This is a genomic window from Bacillus sp. ZY-1-1, from assembly GCF_003047165.1.
Taxonomy (GTDB): Bacteria; Bacillota; Bacilli; order Bacillales; family Bacillaceae; genus Bacillus; species Bacillus velezensis.
Genome location: NZ_CP027061.1, coordinates 1,592,378 through 1,615,063, shown reverse-complemented (window position 1 = coordinate 1,615,063; position 22,686 = coordinate 1,592,378). Strand labels below are relative to the sequence as shown.

Annotated in this window: 5 protein-coding genes; all 5 read right to left on the bottom strand. The window is 49.7% G+C overall.

Annotated features, from left to right (window positions below; genetic code table 11):
• Positions 1 to 35 precede the first annotated feature (35 nt).
• On the bottom strand, positions 36 to 1,283 hold the full coding sequence (locus C5I45_RS08235; protein ID WP_003153278.1) for a hydroxymethylglutaryl-CoA synthase family protein: 1,248 nt from the start codon (positions 1,281 to 1,283) through the stop codon (positions 36 to 38).
• A 56-nt stretch (positions 1,284 to 1,339) separates the two neighbouring features.
• Positions 1,340 to 2,494 (bottom strand): cytochrome P450, encoded by a 1,155-nt coding sequence (locus C5I45_RS08230; protein ID WP_107994330.1) that lies wholly within the window; start codon positions 2,492 to 2,494, stop codon positions 1,340 to 1,342.
• A gap of 81 nt (positions 2,495 to 2,575) precedes the next feature.
• Positions 2,576 to 8,791: a beta-ketoacyl synthase N-terminal-like domain-containing protein gene (locus tag C5I45_RS08225; protein WP_107994329.1), complete on the bottom strand. Its 6,216-nt coding sequence runs from the start codon at positions 8,789 to 8,791 to the stop codon at positions 2,576 to 2,578.
• A complete protein-coding gene (locus C5I45_RS08220) occupies positions 8,788 to 14,943 on the bottom strand; it encodes a type I polyketide synthase (RefSeq protein ID WP_107994328.1) in 6,156 nt (2,051 codons plus the stop codon). Before C5I45_RS08220 ends, C5I45_RS08225 begins: the two co-directional genes overlap by 4 nt.
• 22 nt (positions 14,944 to 14,965) lie before the next feature.
• Entirely contained in the window at positions 14,966 to 22,684 is a 7,719-nt protein-coding gene (locus C5I45_RS08215) for a type I polyketide synthase (RefSeq protein WP_107994327.1), read from the bottom strand.
• Positions 22,685 to 22,686: the final 2 nt, after the last annotated feature.

The following is a 22,686-nucleotide window of genomic DNA, read 5'->3' as shown; positions in this document are numbered from 1 at the left end:
TCTTTAAAAATACTCAAGCCTTTCCGGCTCTTATACTAGGTCGTCCATTCATACTTTCTGTGAAACTCTTTTATTTCAGTCAGCACTAATCGCGTTTTTCCTTGATGCGCATTCGGGATGTCTGCTGCGGGCGCGGCATTTCTTGTGCCGAATTTTACGATGCCGCTGTCTTGGAGCAGCCGGTCATAATCAGTCATCGATAAACGGACGCGTTCATCCAAATGCCGGCTGATCTGAAATTGATTCTGCCGCGCACGGCTTTGCGGCATAACGACACCGCTGTAAAATTCAGAGCAGCAGCCCGAACCGTATGAAAAACAGCCGACGCGTTTCGGCGTTTCAAAAGAGCCGTTATCAATCGTGCTGGCAAGAGATAAAAATACGGTGGCCCCCATGATGTTGCCGACGCGCTGACAGTATTGAATCCCAGGCAGCACGCGTTGCTGAAAATCCGCTTCAATGTCCTGCGGCTTAGCCTTTGCCAATTTTCTCATCATCGTCCGATGCGCTCCTTTTACCATTCCGCCAAACGGAGTATGAAAAGAAAGGTATTGAAATGTATTCTTATAATCCGCCCCGCTCACACGCTTTCGGTATTCCTGAAATGAATTTTCACAGCAATCCAAATAAGACATGAGCGACAGATCAGCATCCCCCGCTTCACTATCCGGAATCGGGCGGCAGGTATCCATGACTTCATACCCGTAATACCCGCTTGCACCTTGATCAAGCAAAAAGACATGAGGGGTGCTGCTGACTAAAAGCGCGACAGCCCCCGCCCCCGCACTCGGTTCGGCATAGGACCATTCCTCCGTCAACGCGTCACCGCCTTCAGCCACTAAAAAGCGGGAAATATCCGTTCCGATGATGAGCGCTTTCGCTCCCGGCGATGTTTGCGACAAGATGAAATTCACGCCCATTTGAAACCCGGCCGTTAAAGAATAGCAAGCCTGCTTCACCTCAAATAACCGGCAATTCCGCTTCAGCTGCAAATAATCATGGACATAGGTACTGATGGATTTGCCAAAATCAATCCCGGATTCCGTACAGGTAATGACCATTTCAATCTGATTCCGTTCCTCTTCTGAGAGAGAATCGATAATCGGTTTTGCGGCATTTACGGCGAACGTAATCGGATCTTCAAACGGAAGCGCCACCACTTTTTCTTTCATCAGCAGGTTCTCAAACCTTTTTTTATCCAGGTTCCGATGTTCCGCAAGCTCCATGACGTCTACATACGCGGTTCCGCCAAACACGTTCATTGCTTCGATTCCTACATTCATTTCTCCAAGCCCCCAGAGTAAAGAGGCTTCCCGTGAAGCCTCTTTTATTTTTTCGTTCAAAACTCAACAAGCAGCCTGTCAACGCCGTGAAATACAGGGCTCGGAACCAGATTCGGCTCTTGATCCTCAGTAAAACGCCATGCGGGCATCTGTTCAAAAAAGTGGGAAAGCGCGATTTTCGCTTCAAGCCGGGCCAGCGGCGCTCCTAAGCAATAATGGCTGCCCTGACCGAATGACAGATGCTGATTCGGCTTTCGTTCCAAGTCAATCTGATCGGGATTTTCAAACTTCTTTTCATCTCTGTTCGCCGATCCAATCCACGCATATACTTTTTCTCCGGCCGGAATCGTTTTTCCGCCAATCTCGCTCTCAACCGCGGTGTAGCGGGTTACCCGCTGAATGGAAGGTCTGAGGCGGATGACTTCCTCAATAAAGTCAGGAAGGAGCGCCTTATTTTCAAGCAGCCGGGGCAGAATATGCGGAAACTCCTTGAGACTGAGAAATGAATTTCCGATCACATTTTCCGTCGTTACGTGCCCCGCGACGATCAACAAGCCGCAAAAACCGATTAATTGCTTGTCTGACAGCGGCTCTCCGTCTAAATCAGCTGAAATTAAATGGCTGATTATATCATTTTGCGGCTGTTTTCTCCGCTGTAAAATAAACTGCATAAAGTATCCGATCATCTGCTTTTGCACTTCATTCATTTTCTTTTCATCTTTTACATTCTGGCTTTGGTCGACCCAGCTTTTAAAGATATCCCTGTCTTTCGGAGGAAATCCTAAAAGCTCTGCGATCACGATAATCGGAAGCGGAAATGCGTAATCTTCAATAATGTCCATCCTGCCTTTTGAACGGACGGCCTGAAGCAGGTCATCAGCGATAGCGGCTATACGCGGTGCAAGAGACTCAACCGATTTCGGCATGAACGGCTGATTGACCAATTTTCTGAAGACGGTGTGTTCAGGCGGGTCCATTTTCAAAAGGCTGTCTTTGTTAATATGCCGGATCATTTTTTCCTGCTTGTCCGCACTTAAGTATTTATGATCGGAAGAAAAATGACTGTAGTCAGAAATCACCCGCTTCACTTCATCATAGGTGAAGATTTCCCAGCAATCTTCCTTTTCATTGTAATGAACGGGAGAGGTTTCTCTCATCGTTTGGTACCACTTGTACGGCTGCTGCTGTCTGATTTTTGTTAAACTGGTCATTTTCATTCCTCCAAGATGTGTCCAAGATTTGAAATGACCCGCCAAAGCTTACGAGTAAACCCGGCGGGCGGATATGTGAATTTACGGTCTTATTTTGGCGGGCTGCTTCAGCATCTCACCATGCACGTTCAGTATCTTTTCCTGCAGTTTCAGAAAGCTGTGTTCTGTCATTCCGTCTGCCGAATATAAAACGCCGCAAAATTCAGAAATCGTTTCGGCTGCGCTGTCTTCAGCCAATAACGTCATATGGTTGGATACCGCCACATCCATGATGGCGATGTTTGTCATATGCTCTTGCCACTGGCTCCAGTAGTTGACGAAATCAGCGGATAAAATATCTGCCCTGATCGTAAAATACGGATCAAGCTCACCCAAGAAAATACCGTTTTTATTTCGGAAATAATAGCATGTCACCCCGTTCGGATCCGGAAGCGGCAGGAGTTCGTAATCAGTGATTTCGTAAGCGTCCTGAACGTTTATATTCTGCCTGATCAGATTTTTCACCAACGCGTCCGTCTTCGTTAACCCCCGCTGTTTGGCTTTTGCTATTAATTGCTCTAAAAATATGTCTTCATGAAGATCGGCATCTAGTTCATCACGGTGAATCAAGGTTTCAGAAATGCGTTCCGGATGTTGATAGATCGGTGCAAATAAAGCCATGTTCACCGTCTGCAGCATCATATTTTTATCAAATAATTCATCAGGAATGTTTATTTCCCGCGCACCCGCCGAGTCAAAGGAGTCGAGCATGACGATTGACTCAACGGTTTCTCCAGCCAGCTGCAATTGCCGGGTGACTTCATAAGCGAGCATGCCCCCTAATGAATAGCCGCCTACATCGTAAGGACCCCGGGGCTGCACGGTACGTATGAGCTTAACGTAATATTCCGCCATGTTTTTAATGCCGCGGATCGGTTCCCGGTCTGTCATCCATCCTCTTGCCTGAATTCCGTAAAAAGGACGCCCGGTCCGTTCGGCAACAGGCTGGTACAGCTCCACTGCCCCCAGCGCGGAATGAAACCAGAAAATCGGTCTTCCCTTTCCCCCCGGGTTAAGACAGATCAGTTCGGGCGGTTCTTGATCATCTGTCTCTTCTGATATATCGTTTTGTTTCGTATGTTCCTCATGTACTTCATCAGTGTCTTTTTGAACGGAACCGGTCAGATACCCGGCTAATTTTGCGATTGTCGGATATTCATAGACCAGATTTGCCGTAATAGACGCTTGATACGTTTTATTAATAGACTGAACCCATTCCACACCGATAATAGAATCCAGCCCCATGTCAATGAATGCCTCATGCTCATCAATATCTTCCGGCTTCAGAAACAGGATGTCCGCAAGGCTTTCTTTAAGCTCTTTGCGCAAAGTGCCGTCAGAGATGCCGGCAAGGGGAGTTTCTGCTTCCGGGATTTGCGGACGTACCGCTGTTTCCTCCGCTTCAGCATACTCGGGTTTCTTTATTTGCCCCGCTATATATTCCGCAAGCTCCTCAAGCGTCGGGTGTTCATACACCTTATTGGCAGTAATCTCAGTGTGGTACGTTTTATTTACTGTTTGTATCCATTCAACCCCGATAATGGAGTCAAGCCCCATGTCGATGAAAGGCTCATCAGCATCAATATCTTCCGGCGACAAAAATAAAATATCTGCCAGGCTTATCCTCAATTCTTCAAGCAATGTTCTATTGTCTTCAGAAACGGCGTTTTCCGGCTGCTGGACAGGAACAGTACAATCCAAAGGCTGTAAGACGATCGGTTTTTGCAATGTCTCCGGTTCAAACGCTGTCATTTCGATCTCAGTTAAAGGACTCAGAGAAATCAGCCCTTCATGTTCAGGCTGTGGCGAAGACAGGGGAACGGTTTGCGTTTCAGACTTTTTCATGGCTTGGCCTGGTAAAGAACTGTTTACATCAGCCGCCCAATACCTTTCTTTTAAAAACGGATAGGCAGGAAGCGGCGTTTTATAATATTGCCCTCCGTCAAAAAGCCGTGTGAAAGGAAGATCATATCCTCTGCAAAAAAGGTCAGCGATATGTGCCAGGCTTTCTCTGTACTGTGCGGGCGAAGCCGCCGAGCGGCACTGTTCAATGCATTCCATTCCGAATGTTTTCATTCCGGCTTCGTCTGCCGGCTTCTGGTCCTTCAAATTGGACACAAACACACCCGGAAGCTCTCTTTTTACAAGCCACTCCGATAATACCCGCTTCAGTTCGTCCGCACTGCTTACGATACAGGCAAACCGGTGATGCAGATGCTTCCTGCCGAGCAGGAGCGTATAACTTATATTTCCCAGATCGCTGTCTTTGTTCTTGCTGAGTGAATCCAGCAGGCGTTCTGCCTGAATTTCCAGCTGACGCTCCGTCCGCGCAGATAAAGGAATGAGGCAGGCCGGTTTTGCCGGTGACCGGCGCACAGTTTGCGGCGCCTCTTCAATAACAAGATGGGCATTTGTTCCGCTGAAACCGAATGAACTGATGGCGGCTCTGCGCGGTGCATCCGAATTCCGTTCCCACGGTATCAGCTTTTCATTCACAAAAAACGGGCTGTCCGCAAATTGAATATGCTGATTGGCTTGATGAAAATGCAAGGAAGCCGGAATCTGCCGATGCTTCAGCGACAGCAGGATTTTAAACAGCCCGGCCATCCCCGCGGCCGCAGCGGCATGTCCGAGATTGGTTTTCACAGAGCCGATGGCGCAATATCCTTTTTTATCCGTATAGCGGCGGAAAGCGCGCGTTAAGGCGCTGAATTCGATCGGGTCGCCCAGTGCAGTGCCCGTTCCGTGAGCTTCCACCATTTGAATGGTTTCCGGATTAATGTGAAAAGTATCATAGACATGCCGTTCCAATCGTTCTTGAGAAAGCGCGCTTGGAGCGGTTATTCCGTTTGTAGCGCCGTCCTGATTCATTGCAGAGCCTTTTATGACGCCGTACACATGATCTCCGTCACTGACGGCGTCGCTAAGACGTTTCAGCACCACCACTCCCACGCCTTCACCCGGCACGAAGCCGTCCGCGCTTTGATCAAACGTATGGCAGCGCCCGGTCGGTGACAGCATATTCGCCTTATTTGACGACTGATAAAAAGCGGGAGTGGATTGAATGAAAACCCCGCCCGCCACCGCCATTTCCGTTTCTTTCGTCCAGAGCCCCTGACATGCCAAATGAATGGCTGTCAGCGAACTGGAACATGCTGTATCAACAGTGATCGCCGGCCCTTGTAAATTAAGGTGATAGGCGATCCTTGCCGGAGTGACGGAATTGTGATTGCCCCAAAAAGCCTGCGCGGGCCCCTGCTGTTTAAAAATGGCCTGGTAATCTCCGCCGCAGGAGCCGGCATACACGCCGCATTCCCGGCCTCTTACCGAGTCTCCCGCATATCCCGCATCTTCAAGCGCTTTCCATGATTCTTCCAGAAACAGCCTCTGCTGCGGGTCCATATAGGTTGCTTCACGTCCCGATATATGAAAGAAAACGGGATCAAAACATTCAATGCCCTCTATAAAACTGCCATACTGGCATTGACTGTCAGAGACATCCCATCTGTCTGCTTTTTTAATCAGATCCCGTCCGGCGGCTAAGTTTTCCCAAAACTCATGGACATTCTCCGATTCAGCAAACCGCCCGCTCATCCCGATAATCGCGATCGGTTCTTTTTCAGGTAACACAGCTGCTGATTTTACCGTTTCGGCCGGATCCTTTTGTTCGGGGCGGTACGTCATTTGATACGGCTCAGAAACGCTGATGACGATTTTCCCGATATTTCCGCGGTCATCCAGACAGTGATACGCTTCTTTTATGTCTTCAAAGGAAAAGATTTTTGAGATGACAGGCTGAATGACTCCCTCTTCCGCCAGCCGCTGCAGTTCCAATTGATAGTCCTTGACCTGATCCGGATTTTGAAGAGACAGCTTCCGCAAATCCACGCTGTGAAACGATTGATTGTTATGAAGGACGGACAAGTCGACTGATTTAGCGGATTTCAGCGCAGTCATGGCAATTTCGATATATCTTCCGCCCGGCGCCAGGCAATTCATTCCTTTTTGCATGGCATCACCGGCCAGGGTATTAATGACAACATCCACCCCACGGCCGCCGGTCATTCGCATGATTTCCGTTTCAAAATCTTCTTCCAAATAGCAAATGGTATTGTGGATCCCGAGCGAATGCAGATACTCAATTTTTTTCTGTGATCCGGCCGTTGCATATATTTCCGCGCCGATATGCCGGGCCATTTGCACCGCGATCAGCCCCGTTCCTCCCGTCGCGGTCTGAATTAATATTTTTTCGCCTTTTTTAAGTCCGGCTTTCCGGAAGGCGTCTATCATTGTCACCGCCACGGTAGGAAGAGCGCATGCTTCTTCAAAGGTCAGCCGGGCCGGTTTATGGTAGACTTGATGTTCTTTACATGTGATGAGATTCGCCTGAGAGCCAAATTCCTCTCCCATGCCGACAATCACTTCATCACCCGGAATGACGGATGTTACATGCCTCCCCGTCTTGATCACGACGCCGCTTGCTTCGAATCCCGGAGTGAACGGATAAGGCGGCATCGTCGGATACAGCCCTCTGACACAAAGCAAGTCTCCGAAGTTTAAAGAAAAGGCGCGGACGGCTATTTGAACTTCGTCATCTTTTGTCTCGGGCACTTCACTCCGGGCAATCATCAGATCTTCAATGCCGCCCGGACGGTCAATCACAACCCGGAACATTCCCGAGTCATCGGACTTTGCGAAAGAAAGCGGCATCCGTTCTTGTTTCGGTTTCTGATAACCGTTTTCCTTTCTTTCCGTCTTCAAAGGTTTTTCAGCAGGCCGTTCTTCCTGAAGCGCCGGGCGGATTTTCGCTCTTTCGGTCTCCAGAGATGAGGCTATGATGGTTTCATATTCTGCCGAGATATAACCGGTCAGCAGTTTCACATGATAGTAATCAAATAAAATCGTTGTCTGCAGTGTAAGATTCAATCGCTTATTAATCTCGTTAATCACATTGACGGCCAAAATGGAATCAATACCGTATTCAGAGAAATTCAGTTCTTCCTGAATATCCTCTTCTTTCATTTTTAATACATCGGCAATACTTGTTTTGATGACAGAGCGGACATGGGAAGCGACCGATTCCCCATCGGCCTTAACAGCTTGATGCTCCTCTGGCGCGCGGCTGCGGGAAACAGGCTGTGCGGGCTTTCGGAAAACTTCGGCCGGGGCGGCGTATGGCTTTCTGCCGTCTCTGATCCCTTGCATCCGGACGAGTCCGTCACTCTCAGCTGCGATAATCTGCTGACCTAAATCATGAGCCGTTTCAGCAGGGAAACAAACCGCTCTGTATCCTTCCGAATGCAGCACACGCTCCCACGATTTTGGATATAGGCCGGGACTTCCCGGAATCCGAAGCTCAGCATCCTCATAGGACCACCAGCCGTCAAGCAGCCCGAAGGTTAAATGGGTAAAAACAGAACGATCGCTGATTTCGTTTATCAAAATCATCCCGTTGTATTTCAGGAGCGCTTTCAGACGGCGCAGTGTCAAACCGATATTTTTTGTGGCGTGAAGCACATTGGCGGCGATGACAATATCGTAAACACCCGTTTTGATATTTTGTGATTCGCAAGGCTCCTCTGCATTAAACAAGGCTGTTGTCAAATACGGCACATCAGGTCCGTATTCCTGTTCGGCATGCATTAAAAAAGCTTTAGAAACATCCGTATAACAATATTCCGCAATCTGTTTTGCAAATGGTTTCAGTTTTGTAAACAGCATGGCGCTCGTTCCGCCCGTCCCGGCCCCTACTTCTATCAGCCTGATACGGGCATCGGGATGTTCTGTAAGGTAGGCTTTCAGGTAAGCGGCCGCGGAATCTGCTAACACTTCATTAAAATAATCCGCAACGGGATTATGCTTATAAACACCTTCAACGAGCCGCATTGATGAATCGGGAAATACGATATCCGTAGCCGGACGTTCTCCTTTTAAAATTGAAGGCATCGCTTTTATCGTCGCCTCGGCCAATTCAGCTTGCGCAAGCTCCCCCTTGGGAAGCAGGCGTTTATGGGCATTCCACTCATTCCAGACTGTGCGGCCGTCCGGGCGCTGATCCGCGAGAAGAGTGATCGTGTATCCGTCATACGCGATATATCCGTTTTCTTTTAATAGATTCAGGCTTTCTTCCAGCCATCTGCCGTATGTGCCGATCACGCCGGCGCTCCGCATGGATGCTGCAGGTGTGGTGACAGGCTCGCTGAAAAACCCGATTGACTGTAATTGGTAAAAGAGCAGTTTGCAAAGAAGGCTGTTCATATGCGCAACTCCATTTCTCGTTTTAAAGTCTCAAGCCGTTCATTCCGATCCGGATTTTGCCGCTTGACGCTTTCCATAAATGAAGGCTCCGGGCCGGATACAACCGATATTGCATCTTGATCCGTCAGTGCGGCTAAGCCGTGCGGAGCAGCTTTGATGAATGCCGCTTGGCTGAACGGTTCTGATAGTAAGACTTCCAGCGCCTCCATTGCTTCATCGGGTTCAATAGAACCGATCCCTGACGCCTCCATCCGTTTTCTGTAAGACGGGTCTGATACAACGCCCAGACTGCCCCAATATCCCCAATTCATGACTTTCACTTCACAATCAAGCAAGGAAGCGATATGGCGGGCAAAGGCGTCTTGAAAGGTACACCCTGCCGCATAGTTGCTTTGCCCGGCATTTTTTGTGAAAGAATTAACGGATGAGAAAAACAGCACAAAATCAAGCGGTTCTCCCTTAAAAGCTTCGATCATTCGGACGCTCGTATTCACCTTAGCTGAAAAAGCGTTTCTGAAAGAAGCTTCATCCATATTCGCCATACTTTTGTCGGCAAGCGTTATCGCGGAATGGATAACTCCCGTTATATTGCCGTATCGCTCTCTTACGGAACGGACGGCCGCTTGAAGCGCTGCGGCATCTTGAGCATCAGCCTGTATATAATGCGGCGCGGGGCCTGATAGGGCCAGCCTGTCTATTTTGCTCTGAATCTCCTGATCCTTCGGCCGCCTGCCGATCCATATCATCCGTGCCTTGTAACGGGTGATCATGTATTTGCTCCATGCTTCTCCGATGCCGCCCGCTCCGCCGATGACAGCATAAACGCCGCCTTCTCTGTACGACATACGCGGAGCGGAACTTGTCAGCACCCGGACTGTTTTTTGCTTGTGCCAAGCTCCGTTACGGTACGCGGCAGCATTTCCGTCCGGATCTGGAGGAAGGCGCCAGATGTTTTTCATCTCAGACGAATCACTGCCTTCTTCTGCATCAATCAGCCTGATGTCCCAGTTCGGATATTCTTTTGCCAATGAACCGATCAAACCGTGTACGCCTGCATGCTCAGGCTGCGGGAGATCACCCGGATACACGGACTGTGTCTGCCGGGTGACCGCCGTAAAGCTGATGTTTCGGTTTCCATACCCGAGTGACAGCAGCGCTTTGATGAAACGGAAACATTGAATCACCCCATTCTCCTGCTCATCAAGCATTTCCTGACTGGCGGATGCGGGTGCGAAACGATCCGGCGCAATCCATAAGAAATGGCGGATATCTTGATAACCGGCTGTCAATTCACGTAATGTTTGCTCGCTTGAATGATCCGGCGTCTCCGCCAGATGGGCGCGGGGCCACATTTTTGCCGCGGCCTTTATGGTATTTCCCGGCTTTCCGATGATCAGCAATTGTTCCTGATCAACCGCTCGATTTTCTTCCAGGGAAAAGAAAGTTTTGTCCCAAACAGGGGCAAGCATCGCCGTCTGAACTTCCTGCCGTTTGCTTTCGGTTTGGTTTGTCTGCCGGACAGCCCGGCAGGAGAAGCCCGTCAATCTCATACAAACAGCGCCGTTTTCATCACATAAATCAATATCCAGCGTCAGCGCTCCGTTATCTGACCGATCGCTCTGTTTGCGGACAAGCGCCCACATCGTTTTCTGAGTCGGCTGAAATATTTCTGCCTGCCGCAGGGAAAACGGCAGCATCGGAGTGTCTCCTGCAGTATCTGAACCGGCACCCAGTGACGCCTGAAACGCGGCATCCAGAAGACTCGGATGGATGACAAACTGATCGGCGGTACTGTCTGCCGTTTCCGGCAGCGACAGCCGGGCTGCAGCCCCCCTCTCTCCGATCATCAGCTGATCAATGCCTTGATGGCTCGGCCCGTAGATCATACCCGCATGCCGGAAAGCCTGATAAACCTCATCAGACGTCATAACCGATTGGCTGCAGCCGGACAGCCAGCCCTCTAAATGAACAGACGGAGCCGCTGCTATCTCTCCCGATACGGCGGTGCCTTTACTGTATAAAATCCGTTCTCCCCCAGGTTCTTCCGATAGGCTGTAAATCGTAAATTCAATGTCTTCATTTTCCTTAAGAATAAGGCTGATATGGACTTCTACATCCGTCCCTTTATGAATGACAGGCCTCATCCATATGAGATCTTTCATATACATTCCTTTACGTCCGTCCGGCACAGCGTATGCGGCACGCTCAACGGCCGCTCTGGCCATTTCGATCACGGCGGCTCCCGGGAGCACCTTCTGTCCATTGACTGAGTGATCAGTGAAAAAGAATTCCCGTCCGGTAAAAACAGAGGTGAATTTCAGCTCCCAAAGATCGGATGTGTTTTCATGGAGCAGCGGATGGATCACCGTTTTGCCGTCATCCCTTTTTGAAACCGCCTCGGCTTCATCTTGAATCCAGCATCTGACTTTTGCAAACGGATAGGCGGGAAGACTGATTCTCTGGGGTTTTTGTCCCGAATATAACAAGTTCCAGTCCACATCAACTCCTTGCACCCACATTTTCAGCAAATGACCGTACTTTCTCTTTTTCAGCCATTTAACCATGGCTTCCTGCAAATCTTCATCAGATTCAAACACAGCCACTGTCTCGTGATTTCGCTTCGCCCGTCCCCTGTAAAGATGCGGTGCGTTTTCATTTTCCAAGTACGATCTGAGCTTGTCCTCCAGCTCCTTAAGGGAGTCCGCAATGAGAGCCAGCCGCTCATCCATCGCTTCGCGCCCCGCTTGTAAAGTGTACGCGACATCAAATAAGTCCGGCTTATTAATATGCTTCTTTTGAAGAAAAGCAAGAAGGCGCTCCGCATATTCTGTCAGACGCTCGCCATTTTTCGCAGACAGCAGAATGACCGCCGGCTCTTGGCTGCTGATTGCTTGTTTGACAGGAGCCTCATATTCTTCAATAATGATATGCGCGTTAGAACCGCCCGCACCAAAGCTGCTGATTCCCGCCCTGAGCGGCTGTTCTTCTCCGTCTGCTGAAATCCGTTTCCAATCTGTTAATTCACGGCAGACGGAAAACGGCCCTTCATCAAATTGAATATTCGGATTTAAAACATCAGCATGCAGAGATGGGGCGATTTGTTTGTGCTTCATCTGCAGCAGCACTTTTGTAACTGCGGCGATGCCTGCTGCCGATTCCCCATGTCCGATATTTGATTTGACAGACCCGACAAGACATGTTTCAGGAACATCACCGAATGCATCGGTTAAAGCCCGGATTTCAATCGGATCGCCTAATTTCGTCCCTGTCCCGTGCGCTTCCACATAGCTGATCCGGCCCGGAGATACCCCCGCTTCCTGTAAAGCTTGAGAAATGACTTCGCTTTGCGCCTTGGGGTTCGGTACGGTGTAACCGCTCGCTCTCCCGCCGTGATTAATGGCAGCTCCTTTAATGACGCCGTAAATCCGATCTCCGTCTTGTACGGCGTCTTCTAAACGTTTAAGAAGCAGCACCCCGACCCCTTCTGCCGGAATATAGCCGTCACCCCCGGCGCCGAAACTCCCGCAGTGTCCTTTAGATGAGATGAACTGCCCCTGGCTCAGCATGAAGTACTTGTTAGGATGAACGGTGAGATTCACTCCGCCGGCAAGCGCCGCGCGAATCCGATGATCCCGCAGATCCCGGCACGCCATGTACAATGAAGTCAGCGAACCCGAACACATCGTATCGACCGAAATGCTCGGCCCTTGAAAGTCACAAAAATAGGAGACACGGTTAGCAATGGATGAAATCCCGCCGGGGAGCCCGATATGCCGTCCTTTCACTCCCGCTTCAGCCGCGAATAGCGGGTATTCCTGATACATGACACCGACATACACGCCTACCTGACGCCCCAGTTCAGGTGATGTCCTCGTATATCCCGCATCCTCCATGGCCATCCAAGCATGCATTAAAAACAGCCGCTCCTGGGGATCAAGGTGTTCCGCTTCCCGGGGGGAAATCTTAAAAAACTCAGGATCAAAATCGGCGATCCCGTCAATGAACCCGCCCCATTTGCTGTAGATCGCTCCCGGCGCCGTACGGTCCTCGGAAAAGTAATGTTCCCATTTCCAGCGGTCTTTCGGAATTTCGGTAATACAATCCTTGCCTTGTTTGAGATTATCCCAAAACGCATCGATATCATCGGCCTGCGGATACTTGCCGGAAATCCCGACAACGGCAATATCCAGCGGTTTTCCTTTCGTTTCCTGACGGCTTTGATTCCCGGACGGGGCAAAAGACGCATTTTCAAGCCGATTTGGCTGAAGCACTTCTTTCACAGACGCATTTTTCAATTCCGCCAGCTGTTCCCCGGTATGACTGAGGATTGCGGCATCAAATGAGAGAAACCCGTCTTTTTTATGTTTGATTGTATTCACCACATAGACGGCATCAGACATGACAGGTCCGTAAAGCGTCAGCCTCTCAATCATGAGCGGGACGTGAATCCGCTTTTTCAGCTGCAATTCTTCTTCACCGAGCGACATATAACATGAATTCAATATAAGCGGGTCAAATGCAAAGTGATGCAGATCGCCTTTTTCTTTTTTTCCTGATAAGTCCAGCTGCAATAAAAAGGAGCTCTCACTCATTTTGTATCCCGCCGTTACCGTTTTCAGCATCGGGCCTATCGTGAAGTCGGCAACCGAATCGTACAGACGGGAAATGACATCCGGCGCCACCTTTTGTGCATGCGACTTCATTTGTTCAACGTCATATGATTTTTTTATGGGTGCCTCTGTATATCTGTTTATTTCTCCTTCGGCACATGTCTTCCGGCTTTCTTTACCGGAGACAGTGCAGCTTGCGGTAAAGCGTTCGGCACTCTTTTCTGCCGCAAATGAAATGTCAATCTGCGCGGCCTCTCCAGGCTCCAGCGTGACAGGCCCGCCCGTAAAGCGGATATCTTTCAGCTCGGCGGGATGCGTGCCGGAATGAGACGCTCCGGAGGCTTCAAGCACCAGACACGGATACACTACGCCCATCAGTGCCGGTTTGCCGAAAACCAGATGATCCTGAAGGAATGCTTCATGTTCATAGAAAGTAAATGTCTGACTGCCTGATTGTGTTTCAGAGACCGGTGCTGCATCCGCGACAAGGCCGGAAGATTCATCTGTTCCTTTTGTTTTTATGTCTTCGAGCAGTTCGGACATGCTGCTGCACTCAAATAAAAGAGTCGGATTCAGACGCAGATCAAACGCCCCTTCGATGTCTTTAATAATGGCCAGAAGCTGTGACGATTCAAGACCTAATTCAAAAAACACGGTGTGCGCATCATTTCTTGTGACTGGACGGCCTACGTATGTCGAGAAAATGCGGTATAAGGTTTCCTCCATCTGCTGAACGCCTGGTGTGAGCTGCCGGTCTGTCCGCACCTTTTTGGCTGTCAGGCCGAGCAGTGAAGCAATATGCGCACCGCTGAGGTTGTAAAAGTCAATATCCATTTTCACCATTTCAGAAGGCGTGCCGGACTTTTTCGAAATCACCGCGTAACAGCGCTCCGTAACAGTCTCAGCGGCAATAAACGACTCATAATAAATCGGTAAAAACAACTCGGCACCTGCAGCTGTCTGCAATACGCCGGAGGCCATGGCGGCACCGTCCATCAGCGCGGGATGAAAGAGAGCGCCGGGGAGATTTTCCCGGCATGAATCAGACTGCCGAATATCAAGGAAACATGCCTCTTCATAAGCATAGATCTCTCCCTCCGGCTTCATCAGCCCGTCATGCGACAGTCCGCGGCTTCTCGCGGCTTCGTAAACCGTATGCAAAGAGACTGATGGAAGTGCGGCTTGTTGTTTTTTCTCCCCTGCGTCAAGACGCCTGTGTGATGAGAAGACTTCTTCATGCACCTCCGCTGATAAGAAAACCGTCCCGGAAGCCGCCCCGCAAATCGAGGCAGTCCAGAACTCCTTTTCTTTACTGAATATGACACTCACATTAAGCCGCTCTGACCGCTTCACTGATAAAGGATGATAAATGGTCACCCGTTTCAGACAGATGGAACGGAATGAAAGATCAAGGCTTTGCTTTGCCAGCTGATACAGCATATCAATATAGGCCAGACCGGGCATGACAGATTCTCCGTGAACAAGATGGTTTTTCATAATGGGATGTTCTGCCGTCAGGCGCAGATTCACTGTTTTTTTCATGGTTAGTCCCCTTTTAAAAACGTCACGTTGTCACCTGCCAAAACGAGTCTGCAGGTGCAGTGCTTGTCTCTGCTTTTTTCTCATATTTCTTTAAAAGATCCGCAATGTCTGTTTTTGCATTACTTGTTTTTTCCGGTTCACTTTCCGTGCTGTTCCAGCCGCCCAAAAGCGGGTAGTGTTTTTTTCTGAATTCCGGCGGCTGAGGCGACCGGTGATGTTCCCGCTGTCTTTCACCTCTGTATTCTTCAACAAGGATATGAGCATTTGTCCCGCCGTCAGGAAATGAACTCTGAGCTGCGACGCGGGGTTGCTTCTCTGAATGCCAATCAACGGGTTCACGATTAAAATGAATACGCGACGCTTCAAAGTCATAATGTTCAAATGGGTCTCGCGCTGATAAGAAAGGCGGAATCCGCTTATGATAGACGCTCAGCACACATCGGATGAAGCCCGCAAGACCTGAAGACAGAAGCAAATGCCCTACATTCGGTTTCACCGATCCGATCCGGCAGGGCAGAAGCGTTTTCCGGTTCAGCTGATAGACATCTGAGAGCGCCTTTATTTCCACCGAATCAACGATTGGGGAACCGCCTCCGTTCACTTCTATATATCCAATGTCTTCAGGCGACTTTTCCGCCATATTAAGCGCAGTTTGAATGACGTCTCTCTGCGCTCTTATATTCGGTGAACCGGGCCCGAGCGTCCGGCCGTCATTGTTTACCGAGACGGCTTTTATGACGCCGTAAATGCGGTCTCCGTCCCGCACCGCATCGCTCAATCGCTTGATAAAAACCGCCCCCGCTCCTTCTCCGAGCACTTCTCCCGCTGATTCACGGTCGAATATATGAAACACGCCGTTCTCATTTAAAATATGGCGCGCTCCGAATAACCGGTGCGCGGACGGAGATAAGAGCAGACTCACCGAACCGACTAAGGCCGCGTCAATCCTTCCGGCCAAAAGGGCGTCTTTTGCAAAGGACAGCCCGATCAGCCCTGAGGAACATGCTGTATCCACGACAAGGCTCGGCCCTGTGACATTCAAAAATCGTGAAATGTTGGCCGCCAAATAGTTTTGCCCCGCCCCCAAAATCGGGTTAGGCGCCTGCAGGATATGTTCCATACCGGCTGAAGGCTGCGCCCTGCCGCCGATGTACACGCCGACTTTCCGGCCCGACAAATCCTTTTGGCCGTACCCGGCATCATAAACGGAATGAACCGCTTCTTCTAATATGATCCGCGCCTGCGGGTCCATAATTGCCGCGTCTTTTTCAGAGATGCCGAAAAAGCCCGCATCAAACATGTCGATATCATCAATCCACCCCGCATAATCCTTTGCATTTGCTGTTGCATACCAGCGCGATGCGGGGACAGGCCGGATGGCAGTATTCCCTTTCATCAGCAGCTCCCAAAAAGCATCCGTTCCGCCCGCCCCCGGAAAACGGCAGGAGATGCCGACGACGGCAATATCGTCTTCGGTATCCGCTTTCGGCTTCATGGATGTTCTCTCTTCAGCGGCGGCGGTTACATCAGGCTGAACGTCCCCGTCTTGAACGAAACCATTTTCTTTTGTCACAAAATCGGCTTCATGATGCGCTGCGAAATAGTCAACCATTTCTGTAATCGTTTGATATTGAAGCATTAAGGACGGTGTTAACTTGATGCTGATCCGTTTTTGCAATGATTGAACCAATTCCGCAAAGAGTATTGAGTCAATCCCGTATTCATCAAACGGCATATCATCTTTTATCTGCTCATCCGTCATTTTCAGTTCTTCGCTGAAAACGGTGCGCACCCATTGACGAATCATATCCTTCACCTTTTGGTCACCGGCACTGCTTTTTTTCATGGGAGCTTCAGTTTTCTTCACCTTCAGAAGATCACCAAAATCAGCCTTACTGTCTTCGGGAACACAAGGAATTCCGCAGCTTTGTCCGTTTAATATGATGTAATCTAAAAACTTCAGTCCGTCTTCGGCAGACAGCCTGGAAAGTCCTGATTTTTGATAAGCAGGTGTTTCCGGCAGGCCTTCAGCCATGCCGGTTTCTTTCCAGACGGGCCATTGAACGGCTTTAACAAACACGTTTCCTTTGCCTGCCTGATGATTTGCAAAAGAGTCCATAAATGAATTAGCCATCGCGTAGTCACTTTGCCCCGCAGCAAGCGAAGGGATCAGACCCGAAACGGATGAGAACAAAATAAAAAACGACAGCGGCTCATTCCGAACGGCTTCATAGAGACCGCCAAGCCCTGTTACTTTCGGCGTGCAAACGCTTTCGATCTCAGTTTCGGTTTTGTTATAAAAAGCGGGGTGTTCTCCCATTGCACCCGCGCAATGAAAAACACCGGTAATCGGTCCCATTGTGCCGCGGATGCTGTCCGTCATGTTCCGGAGCCCCTTTTGATCCGTAAGAGAAACGCTGTAATAACGGATCTCCGCGCCCCGCTCGGCTAACCTCTGCATCCGCTCGGCTTTTTCCGGGAGAATGCCGTCCTTTTTCATGTCTTCCCACTCCGAGGAATCGGGAAGCGGCTCCCGCCCCATGATGACCAGTTTTCTGCACCCGCGTGAAACGGCATGCTCCGCCGCAATTGCGCCGATCCCGCGCGATCCGCCCGTTATTAACAGCACATCATCAGACGAATAGGAAAGCTCAGGCACCGCAGACACATTCGTACCCGGCTTCAGAAACGGCACATAACGGCGATTCAGCCTGTAGCAGCATTCACTGCCGCTTTTGGCCCGCGGCTGTAAAAATTCAGTTTCAATCTGTCTGCTTAATTCTTCTGTATGCTCAATCGCACAATCGCTATCTATCGTAAAAGAATGAATGTTGGCATACTCAGCGCCCAGCATCCGGTACAGCCCCGCCGTTTTCGCCCCCTGCATCAGAGGTTTACTTTCCTTGAAAGGCTGGAGGCGGTGTGTCACTTGGCTGAGCACAGCGCCGCTATGACGGAATGATTCCAGAACCTGCTGTAAAAAGGCAAGCTTTCCGTATTCTATATCTTCCCGCCGTTCATATTCCGCATCATATGCGGTTATGTCGACGACCCCGAGTATCTGTTTGTTTTGAAGAGACTCCCGCACTCTGCCGTAAAGGTTTCGCCCCGATGCGGCAGCGTAATAATCGGCGCCGTCTTTTGCCTGATGGATGAAACAGATCGTTTCAATATGGCCGTTTCCTTTAAATAGAGCATCGGCCAATCGGCTCGTCTTATCAGTTGCAAGTATCATTACTGTTCCTGATAATGCTTCAGACTCCGCCGGATCTTGCTGCTTCCAGTCTTTTTGAAGAATGATCTTTTGGTTTTCCGCCGGTTCGTCTGTCTGTTTCCGGATATCCGCAGGCACAGGCACCCAATACCGCTCCTTCGCGAACGGATATACAGGAAGGCTGACCCGTTTCGGCTTCTCTCCTTCGTATAACTGGATCCAGTCAACGGCGGCTCCTTTTGCCCACTCAGTGAGCAATCTGGAATATTGCTTGTTTTTCAAAAGTTCGGCCATTCCACTTGTTGAAATATCATCTTGAGCACGTCCGCGGAAACACCCTTCAATTTCCGTTTTCCGTTCAAGCACATCCTTCAGTTTCGCTTGCAGGCCGCAAACGGATGTAACGATCAATGCCAGCCGTTCAGGCATCGCTTCTCTGCCCGCTTGAAGCGTGTAGGCCAGGTCATTAAGATTGACTTCTTTTTCCCGTAAAAAGCGGTCATACCGTTTGACATATTCCAATAGCCGTTCTTCATTTTTTGCCGAAAGCAGAAACAGAACCGGCTCGTCTTCCCGTATACTCAGCGATTTCTTTTCAGCCTGCGGCGGCAGATATTCTTCTATGACAAAATGGGCATTGCTCCCGCTGGCGCCAAAAGAACTTAAACCCGCTCTTCTCGGCTGGTCAGGATGTGACGGCCGTTCCCATTCTTCCAGCCGGTCCGCCACATAAAACGGCGTATCCGGAAATGGAATATGGGGATTCAGCGTGTCCGCGTGCAATGACGGAAAGATTTCTCCATGCTTCAGCTGCAAAAGCACCTTTGTTAATCCGGCGATTCCGGCGGCTCCTTCTAAATGGCCGATATTTGATTTGGCAGAGCCGATGGCGCAAAACCGCTTCTTGTTTGTCCAATTACGGAAAGCGCGGCTCAGCCCTTCAATTTCAATCGGATCACCCAGAGACGTACCCGTTCCGTGAGCTTCAATATAGCTCAATGTCTCCGGATCAATGCCGGCACTCTGAAAGGAATCTGTAATGACTTCCGCCTGTGATGCCGGATCAGGCACGGTCAAACCGGATGTTTTTCCGACATGGTTTAAAGCGGAGCCTTTTATGACGCCATATATCGGACAGCCCATCTTTTCCGCTTCTTGAACGGTTGTCAGCAACACCGCGCCGACGCCTTCTCCCGGCACATAGCCGTCACCGCCGTCGGCGAAGCTTTTGCAGACGCCTTCTGAAGACAGAAATCCGGCATTCGCCAAAAACGCATATTTATGCGGATGTGTGACCGCATTAACACCGCCGGCAATGGCGAATTCGCACTCCCCCCTTTTAATGCTTTCACATGCCAAATGTATGGATGTGAGCGAAGAAGAGCACATCGTATCAACAGCCATTGACGGCCCTGTAAAGTTCAGGCAGTGAGACACGATATTCGGAACGGAGGCAGGCGTCACGCCCATAGACAGCGGTGTGCCCCGCTGTGTGATTTCAGCGCCGAACAGCTCATAATGGCTCCAAAACACACCTGCGAATACCCCGACGCGTTTTCTTTTTTGTGAAGATGGCCCGCGCGCCGTTCTGTCCTGATAAAAACCGGCATCTTCACAAGCTTCCCAAGCCGTCTCTAAAAACAGCCGCGCCTGCGGGTCCATCATTTCAGCTTGGCGCGGAGTCAGATTGAAAAACAGCGGATCAAAGCTGTCTATGCGATCTAAAAATCCTCCGTAACGGTAGAACTGATCTGCTTCATATGAGAAAGGATAACCTTTCCATCTGTCTTTCGGCATTGTTGTGATACAGTCTTTACCTGAGCGCAGATTTTGGTAAAATTCATCGATGCTTCCCGCCTGCGGATATCTTCCCGCCAATCCGATTACGGCAATATCGTGCTCTTCTGTATGTCTCTCTTGTTTTCGGCTCCTTCTCTTGACAGCTGCATGGGATAATGAAGAGCGGTTCTTGTCTGCCATCGGAACCAATCGGGCCATGCTTTCAGTTACAGCAGGCTCCTTCCCGTATAAAATAACGGATTGCAGCTTGCCGAGACGCAGCATATATTCTAGTGAAGCCATCCCTTCCCCGGCCGGAAGCGGGCTGGTGCCGGTTGCATCATTCATGATCTCTTTCATCAAACTGTCAACCTGCATGCCGCCATCTTCCCAAAGCGGCCAGTTGATCGTCATAGAAGCCCCGGTCCGTTCGCCTTTTTCCGCTTTGCAATCGCGATATTTCATATATTCATCCATAAAAGCGTTCGCTGCGGCATAATCTGTCTGGCCCGCATTTCCGGTCAACGCCGAGAATGAGGAAAATGCGGCGAAAAATTCAAGCGGTTCATGCCGTGAAGCTTCGTCCGCATGAATCAGGCCGCTGATTTTCGGCAGGAACACCCTCTTCAAGTCAGAACTGTCTTTTTGGATGATAAATTGATCTTTTAAAACACCGGCGCAATGAAAAATGCCCGTCAGACGGCCGAAAGTTTCTGTAATCTGAGCAAATGCCCGCTCTGTTTCGGCTTTGCTGCCGATGTCCGCTTGAACGTAAAGAACTTCCGCTCCCAATGCTTTCAGTCTGCTGATCTTCTCAGACTGTTCCGGCGAACGCCCGATGAGTGCGAGCTTCACCTTTTCTTTTTCTGCAAGGTGACGGGCAAGCAGAAATCCAAGACCGCCGAGACCTCCTGTAATGACATATACGCCGTTTTGTTTCCAAGGAGACTGTGTCTGTCCGTCCGGTTTCTCAATACGTTCGAACAATCTGATCTGCCGCATATCGTCTTTATACCGAATGTCTGTGCAGCCTGCATGAGAGCAGTCTGCTTCTGTTCTAATGATTGCGGCCGTCTCACTTGGCAATCTCTCATTCTTGTCACAGAAGGTGATCACCTGAGTGCGAAGAGCCGGATTTTCCAGATGTGCCGTTTTCAGCATAGCCCCGAGAGCGGAAGACAATGCCGCTCCATTCTCAACGGCGCATACAAGCTGAATCAATGTATGTTCTTTCGGATGGTCTGTCAGTTCCCGTTTGAGCATACGAAATACGCGCTCGGCATCTGCTCCAAACTGCTCATCTGCAACCTCATGCTCCCTTTTCAGTTCTATCACTTCCGCTTCCGGGCAATATGTGCCGAGTTCACCGGTGAGACGGGGTCCTGCATCGGCAGCGATAATAAGATGACGGGTGTGTTTTTGCCCGTTCTGCACCGCCGTTTCCAGCGGATGATCTTTCCAGGCGGGTTCAAAAAACAGAACCTCATCAGCAATGTCAGCGTCTGATGTATGCCGTTCTTCGGCCGAATCTTTCAGCACACAGCCCGCTTCATTGATAAGGTAATCCGCAAGGCGGCGGACAGATGAATATTCAAAAAGCAGTGTCGGATAAAACTGCTGCTGAAAAGTCTGCTCTAATATCTTTACAAGCTTCAGCAAATGAGCCGAGTCAAGCCCCATATCATAAAAGCCTTTCCGCACATCAATATCCTGTGCCGGACGATTGATCAGCCTGGCGATTTCCGACTTTATGTAAGTCACCATGTTTTGTTCCGGCGTTTGCTGTTCAGACATGTCTTCTGCGGCCACAGGACTTTCGGGCTCTCCACGGCCGCTTCTGTTCTGCTGAGGCGGCTTCTCTTTGTCTATCAGATGGGTAATCATATTCGCTTGTCTGACCCTTTTTACTGTCAGTTTCTCACATTCGGCCAATACGTTCCCTGCCCTGTCGTAAATCGTGAAGTCGGCCGAATAAAAATCAGGTTCGCTATCTGATGCGCCGCTTTCAGTGCGGCTGTTTTTCGCAGAATAAGTGTAAATCGTTTTCGGAAACGGCTGATATATGCAAAAACGATTAATCATAAAAGGAATATAAGGTGTGTCATTCTGCTTTTGGGCCGACAATGCAAAGGAAGAGCCGGCAAGGGTGGACGCATCTAAAAAAGCCGGATGCGCCTTAAATTTCTCCCGGAATCCTTCAGCCAAATCACTCAGAGTGAGCTCCATTAATTCTTCTTTATCCTGAAGCTGATAAACGGCCCCTTCATTTTTCATAAACTCGCCATGCTCAATATGGCTTCTTCTTGCAATTCCGTAAATGTCATGCATGTCCCATTTTCGGCTTGCGTTTTTCATGAATGTTTCAATATTCAGCTCTTTTGCCCGGGGCGTGTCTTTTTGCAAATAAAGCTGACATTCCATATTCTCATCCCGTTTTCCGCCAAGCGGTGTGCCGTTTTTTGCTTTTTCGCTTGTAATCTCAACTTTCCAGCTGTCACGCGCCGGCGTAAAGGTGACATACAGGTGTTTATCAAACTCTTCAGATGTTACAACAGGCTGCTTAAAAATAATCTGTCTTAATTCTATAGGCCTTTCACCGAGATACCCGGCGGCGAGCCGATACAGCATATCTATTAAAGTCACGCCCGGGAGGACGCGGATTTGGTGAACGCGATGATCCCGGACGATATAATTCGTATGGCTGATTTTCTGCAGGAACGTTTTGACTTGATCGGTGGCAACTGCCAATC